This is a genomic window from Streptomyces sp. NPDC088746, assembly GCF_044751065.1.
In the GTDB taxonomy this organism is placed as follows: Bacteria; Actinomycetota; Actinomycetes; order Streptomycetales; family Streptomycetaceae; genus Streptomyces.
In genome coordinates, this window is the sequence record NZ_JBIVLA010000003.1 from 370074 (window position 1) to 386603 (window position 16530).

20 protein-coding genes are annotated in these 16530 nt (G+C 72.1%); 7 read left to right on the forward strand and 13 right to left on the reverse strand.

All coding sequences use genetic code 11. The features are described from left to right. The first annotated feature begins 67 nt into the window (after positions 1-67). The 5 genes from ACIP63_RS16115 (at position 68) to ACIP63_RS16135 (ending at position 2760) form a co-directional block, all read left to right on the forward strand. Entirely contained in the window at positions 68-982 is a 915-nt protein-coding gene (locus ACIP63_RS16115; protein ID WP_401515939.1) for an alpha/beta hydrolase fold domain-containing protein, read from the forward strand. A gap of 75 nt (positions 983-1057) precedes the next feature. Then, a complete protein-coding gene (locus ACIP63_RS16120) occupies positions 1058-1504 on the forward strand; it encodes a MarR family winged helix-turn-helix transcriptional regulator (protein WP_401515942.1) in 447 nt (148 codons plus the stop codon). A 232-nt stretch (positions 1505-1736) separates the two neighbouring features. Continuing rightward, complete coding sequence (locus ACIP63_RS16125; protein WP_401515945.1) at positions 1737-2027, forward strand: hypothetical protein; 291 nt, start codon at positions 1737-1739, stop codon at positions 2025-2027. Then, positions 2024-2350 (forward strand): DUF6221 family protein, encoded by a 327-nt coding sequence (locus ACIP63_RS16130; protein WP_401515948.1) that lies wholly within the window; start codon positions 2024-2026, stop codon positions 2348-2350. The genes ACIP63_RS16125 and ACIP63_RS16130 overlap by 4 nt, the downstream gene beginning before the upstream one ends. Next, positions 2347-2760, forward strand: coding sequence for a DUF6221 family protein (locus ACIP63_RS16135; protein ID WP_401515951.1), 414 nt, complete (start codon positions 2347-2349; stop codon positions 2758-2760). The genes ACIP63_RS16130 and ACIP63_RS16135 overlap by 4 nt, the downstream gene beginning before the upstream one ends. 162 nt (positions 2761-2922) lie before the next feature. Here ACIP63_RS16135 and ACIP63_RS16140 read toward each other — a convergent pair whose 3' ends face one another. The 4 genes from ACIP63_RS16140 to ACIP63_RS16155 all read right to left on the reverse strand — a co-directional run bounded on the left by ACIP63_RS16140 (position 2923) and on the right by ACIP63_RS16155 (position 6468). Continuing rightward, positions 2923-4824 (reverse strand): rhamnogalacturonan lyase, encoded by a 1902-nt coding sequence (locus ACIP63_RS16140; RefSeq protein WP_401515954.1) that lies wholly within the window; start codon positions 4822-4824, stop codon positions 2923-2925. 37 nt (positions 4825-4861) lie between these two features. After that, positions 4862-5191 carry a YkvA family protein gene (locus ACIP63_RS16145; protein WP_401515956.1) on the reverse strand — a complete coding sequence of 110 codons (330 nt, stop codon included), beginning with the start codon at positions 5189-5191 and terminating at the stop codon, positions 4862-4864. Positions 5192-5232: 41 nt separating this feature from the next. Continuing rightward, the gene (locus ACIP63_RS16150; protein ID WP_401515959.1) at positions 5233-5490 is read right to left on the reverse strand and encodes a WhiB family transcriptional regulator; all 258 of its coding nucleotides are present in this window, start codon (positions 5488-5490) and stop codon (positions 5233-5235) included. A gap of 123 nt (positions 5491-5613) precedes the next feature. Beyond that, on the reverse strand, positions 5614-6468 hold the full coding sequence (locus ACIP63_RS16155; protein ID WP_401515962.1) for a helix-turn-helix domain-containing protein: 855 nt from the start codon (positions 6466-6468) through the stop codon (positions 5614-5616). A 243-nt stretch (positions 6469-6711) separates the two neighbouring features. Between ACIP63_RS16155 and ACIP63_RS16160 the strand changes: the two genes are divergently transcribed. After that, on the forward strand, positions 6712-7113 hold the full coding sequence (locus tag ACIP63_RS16160; RefSeq protein ID WP_401515964.1) for an ATP-binding protein: 402 nt from the start codon (positions 6712-6714) through the stop codon (positions 7111-7113). A gap of 138 nt (positions 7114-7251) precedes the next feature. Further along, positions 7252-7758: a DinB family protein gene (locus ACIP63_RS16165; protein WP_401515967.1), complete on the forward strand. Its 507-nt coding sequence runs from the start codon at positions 7252-7254 to the stop codon at positions 7756-7758. A 232-nt stretch (positions 7759-7990) separates the two neighbouring features. Here the strand turns inward: ACIP63_RS16165 and ACIP63_RS16170 are convergent, their stop codons facing one another. The 9 genes from ACIP63_RS16170 to ACIP63_RS16210 all read right to left on the reverse strand — a co-directional run bounded on the left by ACIP63_RS16170 (position 7991) and on the right by ACIP63_RS16210 (position 16502). Next, on the reverse strand, positions 7991-8713 hold the full coding sequence (locus tag ACIP63_RS16170; protein WP_401515970.1) for a dienelactone hydrolase family protein: 723 nt from the start codon (positions 8711-8713) through the stop codon (positions 7991-7993). A 225-nt stretch (positions 8714-8938) separates the two neighbouring features. Then, complete coding sequence (locus ACIP63_RS16175; RefSeq protein WP_401515973.1) at positions 8939-9649, reverse strand: ribonuclease H; 711 nt, start codon at positions 9647-9649, stop codon at positions 8939-8941. 26 nt (positions 9650-9675) lie between these two features. Next, a complete protein-coding gene (locus tag ACIP63_RS16180) occupies positions 9676-10467 on the reverse strand; it encodes an SDR family NAD(P)-dependent oxidoreductase (protein WP_401515976.1) in 792 nt (263 codons plus the stop codon). 177 nt (positions 10468-10644) lie between these two features. After that, entirely contained in the window at positions 10645-11142 is a 498-nt protein-coding gene (locus tag ACIP63_RS16185; RefSeq protein ID WP_362929614.1) for a peptidylprolyl isomerase, read from the reverse strand. 148 nt (positions 11143-11290) lie between these two features. Next, the gene (locus tag ACIP63_RS16190) at positions 11291-11782 is read right to left on the reverse strand and encodes a lamin tail domain-containing protein (RefSeq protein WP_401515979.1); all 492 of its coding nucleotides are present in this window, start codon (positions 11780-11782) and stop codon (positions 11291-11293) included. 342 nt (positions 11783-12124) lie between these two features. Then, positions 12125-12358 (reverse strand): hypothetical protein, encoded by a 234-nt coding sequence (locus tag ACIP63_RS16195; protein ID WP_401515982.1) that lies wholly within the window; start codon positions 12356-12358, stop codon positions 12125-12127. Between the two features lie 107 nt (positions 12359-12465). Continuing rightward, positions 12466-13356: an SDR family oxidoreductase gene (locus ACIP63_RS16200; protein ID WP_401515985.1), complete on the reverse strand. Its 891-nt coding sequence runs from the start codon at positions 13354-13356 to the stop codon at positions 12466-12468. 113 nt (positions 13357-13469) lie between these two features. Beyond that, complete coding sequence (locus ACIP63_RS16205) at positions 13470-13892, reverse strand: DUF6221 family protein (protein ID WP_401515987.1); 423 nt, start codon at positions 13890-13892, stop codon at positions 13470-13472. 168 nt (positions 13893-14060) lie between these two features. Beyond that, on the reverse strand, positions 14061-16502 hold the full coding sequence (locus ACIP63_RS16210) for a SpoIIE family protein phosphatase (protein WP_401515990.1): 2442 nt from the start codon (positions 16500-16502) through the stop codon (positions 14061-14063). Positions 16503-16530: the final 28 nt, after the last annotated feature.

Genomic DNA, 16530 nt, shown 5'->3' on the forward strand with positions numbered 1-16530 from the left:
CCGTCCGCTGCCCGCTCCCGTCCCGAGGAACGCCCGCTCCCCACGAAAGTTCACGAAAGTCAGGCCCATGCCGCTGCCCTCCGATCCCCCCTCCTCACCCTTCGTGCCTCCCGCCCCGCCGGACCCGGCCACGCTTCCGCTGCCGTCCCCCTCGCGCCCCGCTCCCGGCGTGAGGCTGCTGCGCGGAGCGGTCTACCAGTTGCTGGAGGGGAGCAGGGCGCTGGAGCTGGACGTATGGCTGCCGGAGGACGCAGGTGCCCCCGTTCCCCTGATCGTGTTCGTGCACGGAGGCGGCTGGCGCACCGGTCTGCGGGACAACCTGGGGCCCCGCTTCCGCTCCTGGCAGCCGGGGCCGTTCGCCCGTCTCGTCCAGGCCGGTTTCGCCGTCGCGTGTCTGGACTACCGGCTCAGCGGCGAAGCCCACTTCCCCGCGCAACGGGACGACGTCACCGCCGCTCTGGGGTGGCTGCGCACCCGCGCGGACGAACTCGGCGTGGACGCGTCCCGCACCGTCCTGTGGGGGGAGTCGGCGGGCGCGCACCTGGCGGCCCACGCCGCTCTCGCGGCACCGGCCGAGGGCGCCGGCCCGGTCCGCGGCTGCGTGTGCTGGTACGTCCCGAGCGATCTGGTCGCCCTCGCCGAGGACCACGGGGGCGGTTACGACGCCCACGACCCGGCCACCTATGAGGCGCGCCTCCTCGGGGCGGCGGCCGGCGCCGACCCGGAGCGGGCGAGGGCGGCGAGCCCGGTGGCCCATGTCACCGCGCAGGCCCCTCCCTTCCTCCTCCTGCACGGGACGGCCGACACCGCCGTCCCCACGCGGCAGAGCGTCCGGCTGGCCGACGCGCTGCGGGAGGCGGGGGCGCCCATGGAACTGCGCCTCATCGAGGGGGCCCAGCACCTGTGGCTGGGTGTTCCCGACGAGCGGGTCACCGAGTGTTTCGAACGCTCGGTGGAGTTCACCCGCGCGCGTACGCGCTGATCACGGGCGCGCGGGGGTGCCGGTGGGGCGCTGCCGGTCGTTATGCTCGAAGCCCCCCCCGCCCATCGAGGAACCATGACCGCAGACGCCGCACCGAACATGCCCCAGCTCCTCAGCGAGGCCAAACGCTGGTTCGACGACGCCCTGCTGGCCGGGATGACGGCCGCCGGTGAGCAGCCCGTGACCGCCGCGCAGGCCGCGGTCTTCGCGACGCTCGATCCGGACGGGACGTCGATCTCCGAGCTGGCGCGGCGGATGGGCGTCACCCGTCAGACGACGCACCAGGCGGTGCACAGCCTGATCGGCCTGGGCCTGCTGGAGCAGACGCCCGATCCGTCGTCCGCCCGGTCGCGGATCGTCCGCACGACCCCGGAAGGTGCCCGGGCACACGAACGGGCACAGATCATGCTCGCCCGCATAGAGGCCGTCCTGGCCGAGCGCGTCGGTCCGCAGGCCGGGCTGCTGCGCGACATCCTCACGCGGTCCTGGGGCGAACCGCCCCTGCTGTCGGCGAGCCCCTGAGCCGCGTACCGGCGGGCCGTGGTGAGGGTCGGCCGCGGCGCCGTTGCCGTCCCCCTGCCGACGGCGAAGCCGGGCCGGGGTGCGGCGGCTGGTCGTACGGAGTGTGCTGCCGGGCCGGCGCATCCGGCCAGGGGCGAAGGGCGAAGTCTCGGCCGAGACCAGGAGAGCATCCCGCCCGCTCACCGTCGCCTGAGGCACGATCACCGTAAGACGTTACCGATAGATTGATGCCATGAACCCGACCCCGCGCACCGAGTCCCCCTCCCTGGAGGACATCGGCGCAGCAGGAAGCCGCCGGCTCCGCGACGCGGACCGCCTCAAGAAGTCCGGCGACGCACTCAAAGAACTCGTGCTTGCCGCCCTTCGGGCCGGAATCCACAAGCCCACCGAGGTCGCGAAGAAGTCGGGGTGGACCGGGGCGCACGTCCGGAAGATGGCCCGCGAGGCAGGCATCGGGCCCGACGACCGCTACAAGGAACGAGCCGATCGGCTCCGCAAGGCGCAGACCGAGGACCCCGCATGACCGACGCCCTGGTGACCTTCCTCCGAGCCCGTTTCGGCGAGGAGCTGGAGAAGGCCCGCTTCGCCGGCAACGTGGTGGTCACGCAGCCCGACCGCTTCGGCGTCCAGCCCGAGGACGCCGCCAAGCATGCCCGGTTCTCCCTGGCCACCGCTGAAGTCCGGCTCGCACTGCTGGAGGACACCGTGGTGCCGTACCTGGGCACAGCGGGACCGGGCGGCCGGAACGCCGAGTACCAGCTCCGGCTGCTCGCCGCGCCCTACCTCGAGCACCAGGACTACCCGCACGACCGGGAACCCGCCGACCAGCCCGGGAGCCCTACGTGACCGCCGATCTGACTGCTTTTCTCCTGGCCCGCCTCGACGAGCAGGAGGCAGCCGCTGTCGCCGCCGGCGGCAGGGGCGAGGGCTGGCAGGCCTTGGGGACCGGCGTCTACTCCATCCCTCTGGACGAGGACGCCCTGCCTCTGATCACCACCGGCCCGGAGGCCGGCGGGTCCGACGAGGACGCGGCGCGTGCGGTACACGTCGCCCTGCACGACCCTGCGCGTGTCCTGCGGTGGGTCCGGGCGACGCGGCGGGTGGTGGCCGGGCGGGAGCTTTCGCAGGCAGCGGTCGAAGCGGATCCGGCCGGTGTCTCCGCACCGGTCGCCACGTCGGCTTCCGAGATCGTGCTCAGGTTCCTTGCCGAGGTGTACGCCGATCACCCGGAGTACCGCCCGGAGTGGGCGCCGTGAGCCGGCTCTCCGTACGAAGTCTCCGCCCCCGGCCCCCATGGGCCCGCTCCTTGCCCTCAGCCTCCCCAGCTTCTCCCCAGGGACATCCACACACAGGAACGGCGGCTACGGGAACCTTTCCGTAGCCGCCGGTTGTGAGTGGCGAGACCGAGGTTTCCGCGGCTACGGCGTGGTGACGTCCGGCCGCGGCGCGGTCGCCATCCCGCTGCCGATGGCGAAGCTGGGGTGCGGCGGCTGGTTGTACGCGGTGTTCTGCCAGGCCAGCGCGGTCCGGTACATGGTGTCGTGGAGCAGAGTGGTGATCTTCGTACCTGTCTCGTACGGCGTGGAGTAGATCCGCAGCGCGGTGTTGTTGGTGGTCGGCCAGACGACTTCCTCACGCCAGTCGCCGAAGAGGTCGCCGGAGATCGCCGGCGTGGCCTTGGTGCCGTTGCCGGAGTGGACGGAGGCCCCGGTCAGCAGGCGGGTGTCGGCCGAGGTGCCGTACTTGTCGATGTGGGTGCCGTCGAGGAGTTCACGGGTCGTGTCGCCGTCCCACCAGGCCAGGAAGTTGGAGCTGGAGGGCTTACGGGTGGTGACCACGTCGCCCTTCGGCCCGCGCACGCCGGAGACGGCGGAGGACCAGGACTCGGCTCCCGCGCTGCCGGACCAGATGTCACCGGACACGCCGCGCCCGTTGTCCCCGCTCGCCGGGGTGGACCACAGAATCTGGCCGGACTTGGCGTCCGCCATCCATGAGGACGGTTTGGAGCTGTCCTCGTCGACCTTGAACTCCTCCAGGCCCGCCCTGGAGGGGTCGAGGTCCCCGACGTGCATGGCGTCGCCGTGGCCGTTCCTCGTGGTCCACAGTCCGCTGCCGTTGTCGTCCACGGCCATGGCGCCGTAGATGATCTCGTCCTTGCCGTCACCGTCGGCGTCGGCGACGGAGAGCTGGTGGTTGCCCTGGCCGTCGTATCCCTTGCCGGAGTTGGTCGAGCTGTTCGTGTCGAAGGTCCAGCGCCGGGTGAAGGCGCCGCCCCGCCAGTCCCAGGCGGCGATGACGCTGCGCGTGTAGTAGCCGCGCGCCATGATCAGGGACGGCCTGGCGCCGTCCAGGTAGGCCGTGCCGGCGAGGAAGCGGTCGACCCGGTTGCCGTAGGAGTCGCCCCACGAGGACACCGTGCCGCGCGCGGGGACGTAGTCGACGGTGCCCATCGCCGCCCCGGTTCTCCCGTTGAACATCGTCAGGAACTCGGGGCCGGACAGGATGTATCCGGAGGTGTTGCGGTGGTCGGCGGAGGAACTGCCGATCACCTTCCCGGCGCCGTCGACGCTGCCGTCGGCGGTCTTCATGGCCACCTCGGCCTGGCCGTCACCGTCGTAGTCGTACACCTGGAACTGGGTGTAGTGCGCGCCCGAGCGGATGTTGCGCCCGAGGTCGATCCGCCAGAGCCGGGTGCCGTCGAGGCGGATCCCGTCGATGACGGTGTTGCCCGTGTAGCCGGACTGGGAGTTGTCCTTGGCGTTGGTGGGCTGCCACTTCAGTACGAAGTCGAGGGCGCCGTCGCCGTCCAGGTCACCGACGGACGCGTCGTTCGCCTCGTAGGTGTAGGCGACCCCGTCGGGTGTCGTCCCGCCGGCGGGCGGGCTGAGGGGCACGTCCTTGTATCCGGCGCGGAACTGGATCGCGTGCACGGAGTCGCTCTGCTCCACGCCGTCGACGACCGCGCGGACCGTGTAGTCGGCGGTGGCGGGCGCGCCGGAGTGGAAGTAGTTCGTCGAGGCGGTGACCGGCGAGGCGTTGACCTTGGTGCCCGCCCGGTAGACGTTGAACGACACGTTGTCGGGGTCGGTACCCAGCCAGCGCCAGCTGACCAGGTTTCCGCTGTCGGTGTGCACGCTGACGACGCCGCGGTCGAGCGCCTCGGCCTGCCGCGCTGTGGCGGCCTGCGAGGCGGGGCCGAGTGCTACGAGCCCGCCGGCGGCGAGCAGCCCGGCCGCCAGGGCGCCGGCCAGTGCGCGGGTACGGGTGACGCGGCGTCCGTGACGGGGGCGGGACGCGGTGTGGGGAAGCAGAGGCTCCACGGGAGGCACCTTCTGGCAGGGGATGGCTTACGCCCCCTCAGTTGCTCCCGGATGCCGAAAGGTTGCCGCCGGTCTCCTTCTCCGTCACGGCGGGCCGCCCCCGCACCGCACCGGCCGCGGCGTGCAGTGAGCGCAGGGCGAGCAGCAGGAACCCGATGTCGTCGAGGTAGACGGGGTCCGGCAGAAGGTCCACGGGCGACACGGTGTAGATCACCGCCGCCCAGACGAGCGCCTTGTTCCGCAGGGGGATGCCGGCGTCGACGAGGAGTCTTCTGGCCCGGATCACCCGTACCAGCAGGACGAGGGCGGCACCTGCCATGAGCAGGAGTACGAGCGCGCCGAGGATGAGCCAGACCGAGGTGTCCATGGCTCATCGTCTCCCGGCCGGGCGGCCGGAGCGCGCAGGCTTCACCCGTGGCTCCTGGTCTGTTGACGGGCGCGGCGGCGCTTCAGGGCACGGCGCTCGTTCTCGTCCATGCCTCCCCACACACCCGAGTCCTGTCCGTTCTCCAGCGCCCACTCCAGGCACTGTCCCCGCACGGGGCAGTTCCCGCAGACGGCCTTGGCCTCCTCGGCCTGCACGAGTGCGGGCCCGGTGCTGCCGATGGGGAAGAACAGGTCGGGGTCCTCTTCGCGGCATGCCGCGTGCGTGCGCCAGTTGTCCATCTCTCTCACTCCTTCTCGCTGGGAACGGTCCGTCGGTCTCCGCCGGGATCACGCCTGTTGTTCGGGTACCGCACTGTGCGCGTGACCGTCATACGGCGATCGAAACCCCAACAGGCCCGGCCTTCAGGGGTTTCCGGAACCCGGTCCGCCTTCCGGCAGCGGCGAACCCGGGTGCGGGGCAGCCGCGCACGCGCTGTCCAGCCGGACGCGGTAGTGCATGACGACGGCCGGTTCGTCGATGATGTCCACCCGCGCCCCCGCGGTCTCCAGGACCGCGCGGTCGCCGATCTCCGGGGCCGGAACGCGCAGCAGGTGCAGCGGTGACACCCCGGTCATCGGGTGGGGCGGGGCGTCGAGGGGCACCACCTGCACCGTGAGGTGCCGTCGGTGGGCCGCCTCCTCCAGCACCGCCCGTTGTCCGGCCATCACGGAGGGTCCGCCGACCGTCGTACGGAGGGCGGCGGCGGGGAACAGGGCCCAGAGGGCCGCGCCGCGCGCCTCGATGCGGCGCTGCCGCTCCGCCAGCAGTTCGAGGTGCCGGTCGCGCCGTGGGGGCGGATCTGCGGTCAGGCTGCGGCACAGGGCCGCCTCGTAGGCCGGGGTGCGCAGGAGTTCGGGGACCAGAGCGGGGTGCCAGGCCCGGACGAGCGCGGCGGAGGACTCGATGCCGATGACCTCCTGCTGCCACGGGTCCATCGCGTCCCGCCACGCGTGCCACCAGCCGGGCAGGTTCGCGGCCGCGATGCCCGCCATGATCGGCTCGGCCTCCTCGGCGGACACTGCGTAACGCTCCAGGAGGACCCGCACCTGATGGGCGTCGAGCCCGGTCTCGGCATGCTCGATGCGCCGGACGGTGGCGGGGTGGGCACCGAGTGCCACCGAAGCCGCCTGGAGGCTGACGCCCGCTCGTTCCCGGAGCATCCGCAGGCGCGCCGCCAGGACACGGTGTTCAACGGTGGGACCGGACCGGGGCCTCATCCATGTCCCTTCTCGCAAGCTCGGACGGGCGCGGTCGCAGCGGTCCCGGCGCCGATTCGGAACCATCCTGACATTCTGCCTCTTGCAAAGTATGCACTTTGCACGGAGAGTACGTACATGTCGGAAATAGTTGCGTGCGCGCGTTCCGCCCCGGAGGGATCGGGCGGGCGGAGCGCACAGAGCTGGTGGATTCCCCGCATCCCCCGGGCCGTCCCGGTGGCGAGGCACCGCGTGCAGGAAGCCATGCGAGGCTGGGGAGAACCCGACGAACGCGTCGAGACGGCTGCCCTGGTCGTGACCGAGCTGGTCACGAACGCTGTGGAGCACACCGCGGGCCGTCGGATCCGGTGCCGTCTCCTGCGGACGCCCGGCCGGGTACGCATCTGTGTGTGGACCCGCGGCCGGCGGCACATGCCGCAACTGCCCGGTCCACGGAACCGGCCGTCCAGCACCCCGGCGGAGAACCCGCTGGGCGCGGAGGGTCCCGGTCCGGTGCCCTTCGGCGGGCCGGACGGCACGGACGACGGCTTCAGTCTCGCGTCGGTGCCCGAGGACGGCCGGGGCCTGATGCTCGTGGACGCCCTCGCCGCGCGATGGGGCACGCGCAGCAGCGTGTCCGGCCGGCTCGTCTGGGCCGACATCTGAGGCCTCGGGACGCGGGGCGGGTGGTCCACGCGCGCTGATCGCCGCATCGGCCCGTCGGACGAGGAGTCGGGGGAGACAGGTCGGGCCCGGCGATAAATGCCTCGACAAAGGTCGCGCTGATCAGGGACGCTTCGCGCGATGACCAGAATCGATGACACACCCCCCTCGTGGGACGAGCGCACCCAGCTCACCACGTTTCTCGACTACGCCCGTGACACCGCACGCGCCAAGTGCGAAGGCGTCTCACCGGAGAACGCCCGCAGGGCGCTCCTGCCGGGCTCACCCCTCATGACCATGAGCGGAGTGATCAACCACCTCCGCTGGGTCGAGTACCACTGGTTCCGGGTGGTCTTCCTCGGCGAGGAGGACCGGGGCCCCTGGACCGAGGAGGACCCCGACCGCGAGATGCGCATCGCCGTCGACTTCCCGCTTGCGCAGTTGCTCGACGAGTACGCCGAACAGAGCGCCCTCCACCGCGAACTGGTCGCCAGGAACGACCTGGGCAAGCAGGCCCGGGGAGCCGTCCGCGACGGCCTCCACGTCGATCTGCGCTGGATCCTGCTCCACCTCACCGAGGAGACGGCCCGCCACAACGGCCACCTGGACATCCTGCGCGAGATGCTCGACGGCACAACCGGCGACTAGGACAGGACCGGTGGGGTCGGTCAGGGGTCCGCGAAGAGCAGGGCCTCCGCCGCGCCCCCTGCCGGCGGGGCCCGGCTCACCTCGGTGGTCACGGCGCGCTGCCGACGTGCGCGTGTGGTTTCCGCCGGCCGGCTTCGGCCTCGCGAGGGAGCCGCCGCCATCGAGGGCAGGTGCCTGTCCTCGATGGCGGCGGCCTGGCCCCGACCGGCCGGCGCCCCCCGCCGGCCCGGTCTCACTTCAGGTGCCGGCCGAAGAACCGGTCCCCGTCCTCCGCCTCGAACCACGGGGTGCCGGTGTGCCCGCCCAGATTGGCGTGCAGGGTCTTCTCCTTGCTGCCGAAGGCGTCGAACAGGTCCAGGGCCCGCTGCCGCGGGTTCCCCTCGTCGTCCCACTGCAGCAGCATCAGCAGCGGAACGGTGACCTGACGCGCCTCCTCACGCTGGGCGCGGGGCACGAAACCCCCGGCGAAGAAACCGGCGGCCGAGATGCGCGGCTCGACCGCCGCCAGCCGGACACCGAGGGCCATCCACCCCGAGTACCCGACCGGACCGCCGATCTCGGCCAGCGCGAGGAGGGCGTCCAGGGTGGTACGCCATTCCGGAGCCGCGTTCTCGACCAGAGGGCCGATGAAGCACTCGAAGATGTCGTCGACCGGCTCGCCGGCCTGCATCGCCCGCCGGAGTTCGGCGCGGGCCTGCTCGTCGGCGGCGGAACGAGGCCGGTCACCGCACCCGGCGGCGTCGATGGAGGCCACCGCGTAGCCGCGCGCCGCGGAGTAGCGGGCCCTGGCCACCAGCCGGGGTTCCCCCTTGGGCAGGCCGTTGTTGTGGGCCATGAGGATCAGCGGAGCCGGTTCGGCGGAGTCGGGCGTCCACAGGGTGCCGGGAATCCCGCCGAGGGTGAACGACCGCTCGAGGACGCCGTCGTCGAGGCGCTGTCGGGAAGTGAAGTGCATGGTCGTGCCTTTCGGGAGTGCGCGTGATCGGCGCTCCCGGACGACCTATCGCCCGGCCGTGACCCCGGAGGGGAGCACCCATGTCGAAACTGCGTTCACGGGTACCACCTCCTCGTTCTCTCGCACGGCCTCCGGGAGATTAACAGCCGGCCGCCGTGGTCCGCCATCGGGTTTTCGCGCGGGCTCCGTGGCCCGGATGCCACGGAGCCACTCCCCCGTGACCGCTCAGGCCGGCGCGGTCCGGCACTCCGGGTGACCCCAGCCGTTCGGGTTCTTGGCGATCATGTCCTTGGCCGCGTACGGCTTCCCGCAGTGGCACCGGCCCGCGAATTTCGCCCTGATCGTGGCGGCGGAGCGCGCCCGGCCCGTGGAGCCGCCGGTGGACCCGCCCGCGGGTCCGGCCTTGGCGGCGCCCGCCGTCCGGCTCTTCGTCGAGCGGGCGGGCGCGGGCACCGGCATGTCCGCCGTGCCGTGGGCGGTTCCCGCCGCCTGCTGCGAGACGGCCACCTCGCTCGCGGCCTGGTCGGCCACGGCGTTGAGCGGGTCGCCGTCCACCTGGTGCGCCGGCACGTAGCGGAAGGTCACCGCGCGGCTGCTCAGCAGCTCGTCGATGCCGACCACCAACTCCCGGTTGGCGACCGGCTTGCCCGCCGACGTCTTCCAGCCGTTGCGCTTCCACCCCGGCAGCCACTTGGTCACCGCGTTCATGGCGTACTGCGAGTCCATGCGCACCTCGACGGGCACGGCCGGATCGGTCGACCTCAGCAGTTCCAGCAGGGCGGTGAGCTCGGCGACGTTGTTGGTGGCGGTGCCCAGCGGGCCCGCTTCCCACCGCTGGGGGTTCCCCTGGTCATCGGCCACGACCCACGCCCAGGCGGCAGGTCCCGGATTGCCCTTCGATGCCCCGTCACACGCGGCGATGATGCGCTCGTCCATGCCCCTGATCATGCCAGCCCGGAAGCTCAGGGCACGATCGAGTCGATGTATCCACCGTCCACCCGCACGGCCGCGCCCGTGGTGGCCGAGGCCTGCGGGGAGCTGAGGTAGACGACGAGGTTCGCGATCTCCTCGGGTTCGATCAGGCGCTGGAGCAGGGACTGCGGGCGGTGCAGCCGCATGAACTCGCGCTGGGCCTCGTCCCACGGGAGATCGCCCACCATCTCGCGGACGAAGTCCTCGACACCGCCGGTGTGCGTGGGCCCGGCGATCACGGAGTTCACCGTCACCCCGGTGCCCGCGGCCTCCTTGGCGAAGCCCCGGGAGACGGCGAGCAGGGCGGTCTTGGACATGCCGTAGTGGATCATCTCGGCGGGGATGACGATCGCGGAGTCGCTCGCGATGTTCTGCACCCGGCCCCACCCCCGCTCGGTCATGCCGGGCAGGTAGCGGCGGATCAGACGCACCGCGCTGAGGACGTTGGTGTCGAAGTAGGCGCGCCACTCCTCGTCGGTGATCTCCAGCGGCGGCCGGGAGCCGAAGATGCCGAGGTTGTTGACGAGGATGTCCGCCGCGGGCACGGCCTCGTGGAGCTCCGCCGCCCCCTGCTCCGTGGCGAGGTCGCAGGCGACCGTGAGGACATCGGCGTCGGGCTCGGTGCCGCGCAGCGTGTCCGCCGCCGTGACGAGCCGGTCCGGGCCCCGTCCGGTCAGTACGACGCGCGCTCCGGCACCGGCCAGCCCGGTGGCGATGGCGAGCCCGATGCCCTGCGAGGAGCCGGTCACGACAGCGGTCCTGCCGGCGAGATCGATACGCACCTTGCGGTCCTTCCGTCCCATGTTCGGTGTGCGGGTTCGAGGAACCTCCACCCTGTCACTCCCCGGCCCGGGACGCCTTCCGGCCGCCGTGCACTCCACCGCGTCCCGTCCGGATCAGGCCATGGCACGGCGACGGGGCTCCCGGCCCGGGAACGGCCGGAAGCCCCGTCGGGTGACTCAGAGAACGCCGGACTCGGAGACGGCGATCTTCGCCTTGGTCTTGCCGGTCGAGGAGCCGTACGACTCGATCTTGCGGACGAGCTCCATGCTCGCCTCGTCGGCGACCTCGCCGAAGACGACGTGCTTGCCGTCCAGCCACGGGGTGACGACGGTGGTGATGAAGAACTGCGAACCGTTGCTGTTCGGGCCCGCGTTGGCCATCGAGAGCAGGCCCGGCTTGTTGTGCTTCAGCGTGAAGTTCTCGTCGGCGAACTTCTCGCCGTAGATGCTCTTGCCGCCGGTGCCGTTGCCGTTGGTGAAGTCACCGCCCTGGAGCATGAAGTCCGGGATGACGCGGTGGAACGGCGAGCCCGCGTAGCCGAAGCCCTGCTCACCGGTGGCCAGGGCGCGGAAGTTCTCCGCGGTCTTGGGGGCTACGTCGTCGAAGAGGTTGAACACAATCCGCCCAGCGGGCTGGTCGTCGATGGTGATGTCGAAAAACGCCTTGATGGTCATGAGTCCATCCTGACATCACCCGGCAGCTCCCGATGCACAGGCCCCGCCCTGGTGGCGGGCGCGCCGCACGCGTACGGCGTACCACGGGGGTGAGCCGTGGTACGCCGTCTCAGTCAGGGAGAACGCCGCTTCCCCCTACTCGTGGCGCTCAGCGGTTGCCGTGGTGGCCGCCGCCACGGTGGTGCCGGCCCCAGGACTCGGAGTCGACCCTGTGCCCGCGGTTGTCGCGGAGCGTGGCGGTGTCCCTGCTGTCCCACACGTAGTGGCGGCGGTCCTGGTACACGTCGTGCCGGGTGTCACGGCCGACACCGGTGTGGACGCGGACGGAGGAACGGCCGGGCAGCCGCAGGTCGAACGTGTACGAACGGCGGCTCTCGTCGGTGAGCGTCCAGCCGCGGAGGTTGACGGAGTGGCGGCTGGTGTTGGTCACGGTGACCCACTCGGCGTTCAGGCTCCGGTTGGAGCCGTTGTCGCGGCCGGGGCTGTCGTACTGGATCTGGCCCAGGACGACGGCCGAGCGCTGCGCCGGCCGGTGGTGACCGCGGTCCCGGCCATCGGCCGTTGCCGGGAGGGCCGCCGCGGCGAGCAGGGCGCCGGAGGCGAGGACGGTGGCGGTGATCCGTCGTGCGGAACGGGACATGGAAACCCCTCATCATGCGGGCCCGGGATGGAGCTCCGGGCGTTTTTCCGACCCCGGCGTCGTGCCGGGAACGCAAACTTTGTCCCGCTTTCGAGGTGGCCGAAAGGCGCCCTGGTTCGTGTGACGAAGTGCGGACATTTCTGTCACACACGACTGCATCCGGCACGGATTGCGACAGTCGTAGACCTGTCAACCGTTGATCGTTGCACCGACCCTTTCCGGGGGCCGTTCACCTGGTCGTGGCGCCCCGTTCACCCCGGCCCCGCTCCCCCGGGCGCCCCTGTCGGGAGCTCGCCGATCCGTGTAACAGGAGCGACAGCGCTTACCTGGACAGACGTGCCATTACCGCCGGGAAAGAAGCTCGTGCGTTCGAGCCTTCAGCATCCATCGCGAAGGGGCGAGCCGGAGGCGCTGACCTCCGCCGGTGACGAAGGCGTTCACGGGGGTCATCGGATCCAGCGCCATCGTCCTGGCCAGCAGGACGCCGACGGCCAGCGGGAGCAGGGTCACGGCCAGCGCCGTACCGGCGCTGGTCAGGTTCTGGATGCGGGGGCGCGTCGGCGCTTCGGGGAGCATGGTCCCCATTCGACCAGCGGGGGCACGCGCCGGGATCCGGTCACGTACTCAGACGTCCCCCTCCCCGTACTCACTCCGGCCCGTGTCCGCGCCGGGTGCGGCGGGTTTCAGCCGTCCGGTCCCCGCCGGCCCGAGGCGTCGGCCCGGCCGCCGGCCCCGAGGAGACCCGTGGCCTCGAACGGGGCCGTCCGCGCCAGTCTGGGCAGCTCGCGCTTCGAGAGCGCCGTGACCACCGGAGGCATCGCGGCACGCACCAGCTGGGTGGCGCGGAGCCATGCCGGCATGTACGCGGCGGCACTGCGGTGCTCGACCGCCCGCGCCATGCGGCGCGCCACGGTCTCCGCCGGGTAGACCTTGCGCGCGGGCCTGGGCATGTGCCCTCTCAGCTCGCGCAGCACGGGGTGCTGGTCGGCATCGCGGATCATGTCGGTGTCGGTCCAGTTCAGGTAGCCGATGCCCACCCCGACGTGCTCATGGGCGAGCTCGGCACGCAGCGAGTGGGCGAACGACTCCACGCCGGCCTTGGAGGCGCAGTACGCGCTCATCATGGGCGCAGCGCCGATGGAGGCCAGCGATGCGATCTGGAGGTAGTAACCCCGTGTGACGCGCAGCTGGGGCAGGAAGACCCGTGCGGTGATCGCGCTGCCGATCAGGTTCACCTCGATCACGCGCCGCCAGGTCGCCGGGTCGGACTCCGCGAAGGGGCCGCCTTCGGCCAGGCCCGCGTTGGCGACCACGACCGAGACGGGCCCGAGCCGCTCCCGTACGTCGTCGGCCACCCGCGCCATTCCCGCCTCGTCGGTGACGTCGGCCTCCCAGCACCGCGCCGGGCCCGGGAGCGAGTCCCGCACCGCGGCCAGGCCGGCTTCCTCCCGGCCGATCAGGGCCAGCGTGGCGCCGCGGTCCGCCAGCTCGCGTGCGATGGCGGCGCCGAGGCCGCGTGCGGCGCCGGTCACGACGGCGACGCGGCCTTCCAGAGGACCAGGGGTGCCCGTCATACGCGTCTCCTCGGAATCGACCGCGCCGGTGCCGTACCGTCGGCTCGCGGACGGTATGTCCACCCAAGCACTCCCGCCGGCCGGGCGCTCGGCGGGACGAACCGGGCCTGCTCCTACTCCGGCGGGGAGGGCGGGCCCCAGTGGGAGAACCGGGGCAGCCACTTCACGCGGTAGTCGGGGTGCCCGGCATGCTCGGCCGCCATCTGCCGGACGACGAATCCCAGGCCCACGGCGCGGCCCGAGGTGAAGTCCTGGGCAGGGCGGTCGCTGTCGAGGACCGCGATCTCCTCGTACTCGTCCAGGAGCACCCTGGTGGTCTCGATGCGGCGCAGGGTGCGTGCCGGGTCCTGGAAGGCGATGTGCCGGTCGTAGGCACGCGACCGTACGACGAACGCGATGCCGCTCGTGCGGTCGTGCACCTCACCGGGTGCCTCGGCCGGAGTCCGCCAGCCGTCGCCGCCCGCTTCCCGCGCGATCTGCTCCTCCTCGGCGAGGCGTGCCCGCACGAAGGCCAACAGGTCCGAGTTGTCTGCCATCTGGTTCCGAATCCTTCTCCGTCACAGACCGCGGCGGAGATCCACTCACCGCCGCGGACCCGTTCTGCCCGACCAGCAGAGGATGCCTCACCGGCGTGCCCGGGGCGCAGTCGGCACGGGTCGCGTTCCGCATGACGGACACCGCCCGGGGCTGTGACCGGCCGGGATTCAGCGGGACGGGTCCCGCCGGGCGGCCATGAGCAGCGCGATGTCGTCGGGCCGGTCCTCGTCCTGCCGGGCCTGTCCGATGATGCGGTCGGCCGTCTCGGCGAGCGGCATGTGTCCCACCGCGTCCAGGGTGCCGCGCAGCCGCTCGATGCCCTCGTCGATGTCCGTGCCCGCCTTCTCCACGAGCCCGTCCGTGAAGAGGGCGAGAACGGCCCCCGGGTCGAGACGCAGTTCCGTGACGGGGTACGAGGCGTCCGGGGCGACGCCGAGCACCACACCTCCGGTGAGGTCCAGGACCTCGGTCCTGCCGTCCGGGTGCCGCAGGACGGGCTGGGGGTGACCGGCGCGTACGGCCCGGGTGGCACCGGTCGCGGGGTCGAGCAGCACGTAGCAGCAGCTGGCGAACTGCCCGGGATCGAGGCCGATGAGCAGCCGGTTTGTGGCGCTCATGATTTCCTGCGGTTCGTGCCCGATGAGCGCGAAGGCCCGTACGGCGCTGCGCAGTTGCCCCATGGTGGCCGCTGCCGCGACACCGTGCCCCTGGACGTCCCCGATGACGAGGGCGAGGCCGCTGCTCGTCTCGATGACGTCGTACCAGTCGCCCCCGATCTCGATGTCCTGGGTGCCGGAGAGGTAGCGACCGACGGTGTCGACGTGGTCGACGACGGGCAGCCGGTGGGGCAGGAGGGCGTCCTGGAGGCCCCGGGCGAGCGCGGCCTCGGTGTCGTAGCGCTGGGCGCGCTGGAGTGCCTGGGCGATGAGCCCCGCCAGCGCGGTGAGCACCGTGCGTTCCTCGGGGCTGAAGCCGCGGGGCTGGTCGAATCCGAGGATGCACGAACCCACGGGCCGGCCCGACGCGATGAGCGGCAGGAAGGCGCGGGCGCCGACGCTGGCGTCCATGGGTATGCCGGGGTAGGCCTCGGCCAGTTGCTCCATGGACTCGAAGAACAGCGGCCTGCCCGTCGTGAGCGTCTCCACCCCGGGGATGCGGGCGTCGAGACCGACTCCGTCGAACTGCTCCAGGAACCCCTTGGGGAAGCCGGTCTCCCAGGCCAGATAGAGGCGCCGCTCGTTCTGGAGGTAGATGGCCAGCTGCCTGCCGCCGAAGGCCGGCAGAAGCTCCTCCGTGACCACGGCCGAGACCTGACGCGCCGTGACCGCCTCCGTCAGCGCGATGGCCAGGGCGACAGGCCGGTACAGGACGGCCGAGCGGTCGGCCGGGGAGCCGAGCTCCCCGGCCGGGGTGGCGCCGGACTCCGGTGTGCGGCCGGGCCGCCCCGAGGGGCTGAAAGTGACCGTGACCCCGTCACGGCCGGGGAACATCGCGACGGACAGCCAGTCCTCCGGCGTGTGCCGGGCGAGGAAGTACACGGGGTCGTCCGAGAAGAGCGCGGCCCGCCGCTGGTCCTCGTAGGCGGGGCTCGCGAGCCAGGGCAGCGCCTCGGCGAGGGGCCGGCCGGTCAGTTCGGCCCGGGTGTGGCCGAGGAGCTCCTCCGCGGGGCGGTTGGCGTAGGTGATCCGTCCGAGCCGGTCGTACGTGAGCATGCCGCGCGGGATCCGGTCGGCCGCGTCCGGTACGACCGGTCCGGCCCCCTGGTCGAACAGGACGCCGGTCAGCCGGCCCGTCCGGCCGTCCAGGTCCCCGGTGCCGGAGAGCTCGACCAGCAGCGGACGGCCGTCGGGGCTCCAGAGCCGCATCCGGCGCACATGGGGCTCCGCCGACCGCGCGGCTCTGCTCGCGAGCGTCCACAGCCCGTACACGTCCTCGGGCAGCAGCCCGGCCGTGAGCGCCTCCATGGAGCGCGCCGGCCCGTCCGTGGGCTCATGGCCCAGGATCGCGTGCGTACGCTCGTCCGCGGTGACCGTCCCGCTGTCCATGTCCCACGCGAAGTGTCCGACGCGCATCTGCCGCGCCGTGTCCGAGGGCAGCCGCAGGGGCATGGGCTCGCCGTCCCACTCGGCCGGCCTGTCCTGTGCGGCGATCTCGGCGCCGAGCTGCCGGGCGAGTGCCTCCAGCCGACGGCGGTCCGCGCCGCCGACCGGCACGCCCCGGGTGGCGTAGCGCAGCACCACGAGCACGCCCACGGGTGTGGTCCCGCCCGGCACCGGCACGTAGAGGGACCCGAAGGGGAACGGCAGGCCGGCCATCAGCTGCGGGAACCGGCGCATGGCCTCCTCGGCGTCGCCCAGATACACCGGGCGGTTCGACAGGTAGGCCTCGGCGACGGGGAAGGGCCGGTTCACGTGCATCCGCCACCAGGGGCGCAACAGGGGGACGGGCAGCCCCGCGAGCACGGCCATCAGGAGGAGTCCCGGGGTCCGGGAGCGCAGGTAGACGCCGCCCGCGTACCCCCCGACGGCGTCGACGGCGCTCACCACGGCCTGGGCGAGCACCAGCGACAGTCCGTCGGGCGTTCGGCTGCCATCGGGGCTCCAGGTCACACTGCCAGGATGCGCACCCGCGCGCGGG

Coding starts and splice junctions, on each gene's coding strand:
- ACIP63_RS16115 (WP_401515939.1), top strand. CDS start 68: ATGCCGCTGCCCTCCGATCCCCCCTCCTCACCCTTCGTGCCTCCCGCC.
- ACIP63_RS16120 (WP_401515942.1), top strand. CDS start 1,058: ATGACCGCAGACGCCGCACCGAACATGCCCCAGCTCCTCAGCGAGGCC.
- ACIP63_RS16125 (WP_401515945.1), top strand. CDS start 1,737: ATGAACCCGACCCCGCGCACCGAGTCCCCCTCCCTGGAGGACATCGGC.
- ACIP63_RS16130 (WP_401515948.1), top strand. CDS start 2,024: ATGACCGACGCCCTGGTGACCTTCCTCCGAGCCCGTTTCGGCGAGGAG.
- ACIP63_RS16145 (WP_401515956.1), bottom strand. CDS start 5,191: ATGGACACCTCGGTCTGGCTCATCCTCGGCGCGCTCGTACTCCTGCTC.
- ACIP63_RS16150 (WP_401515959.1), bottom strand. CDS start 5,490: ATGGACAACTGGCGCACGCACGCGGCATGCCGCGAAGAGGACCCCGAC.
- ACIP63_RS16155 (WP_401515962.1), bottom strand. CDS start 6,468: ATGAGGCCCCGGTCCGGTCCCACCGTTGAACACCGTGTCCTGGCGGCG.
- ACIP63_RS16160 (WP_401515964.1), top strand. CDS start 6,712: ATGCGAGGCTGGGGAGAACCCGACGAACGCGTCGAGACGGCTGCCCTG.
- ACIP63_RS16165 (WP_401515967.1), top strand. CDS start 7,252: ATGACCAGAATCGATGACACACCCCCCTCGTGGGACGAGCGCACCCAG.
- ACIP63_RS16170 (WP_401515970.1), bottom strand. CDS start 8,713: ATGCACTTCACTTCCCGACAGCGCCTCGACGACGGCGTCCTCGAGCGG.
- ACIP63_RS16175 (WP_401515973.1), bottom strand. CDS start 9,649: ATGGACGAGCGCATCATCGCCGCGTGTGACGGGGCATCGAAGGGCAAT.
- ACIP63_RS16185 (WP_362929614.1), bottom strand. CDS start 11,142: ATGACCATCAAGGCGTTTTTCGACATCACCATCGACGACCAGCCCGCT.
- ACIP63_RS16190 (WP_401515979.1), bottom strand. CDS start 11,782: ATGTCCCGTTCCGCACGACGGATCACCGCCACCGTCCTCGCCTCCGGC.
- ACIP63_RS16195 (WP_401515982.1), bottom strand. CDS start 12,358: ATGCTCCCCGAAGCGCCGACGCGCCCCCGCATCCAGAACCTGACCAGC.
- ACIP63_RS16200 (WP_401515985.1), bottom strand. CDS start 13,356: ATGACGGGCACCCCTGGTCCTCTGGAAGGCCGCGTCGCCGTCGTGACC.
- ACIP63_RS16205 (WP_401515987.1), bottom strand. CDS start 13,892: ATGGCAGACAACTCGGACCTGTTGGCCTTCGTGCGGGCACGCCTCGCC.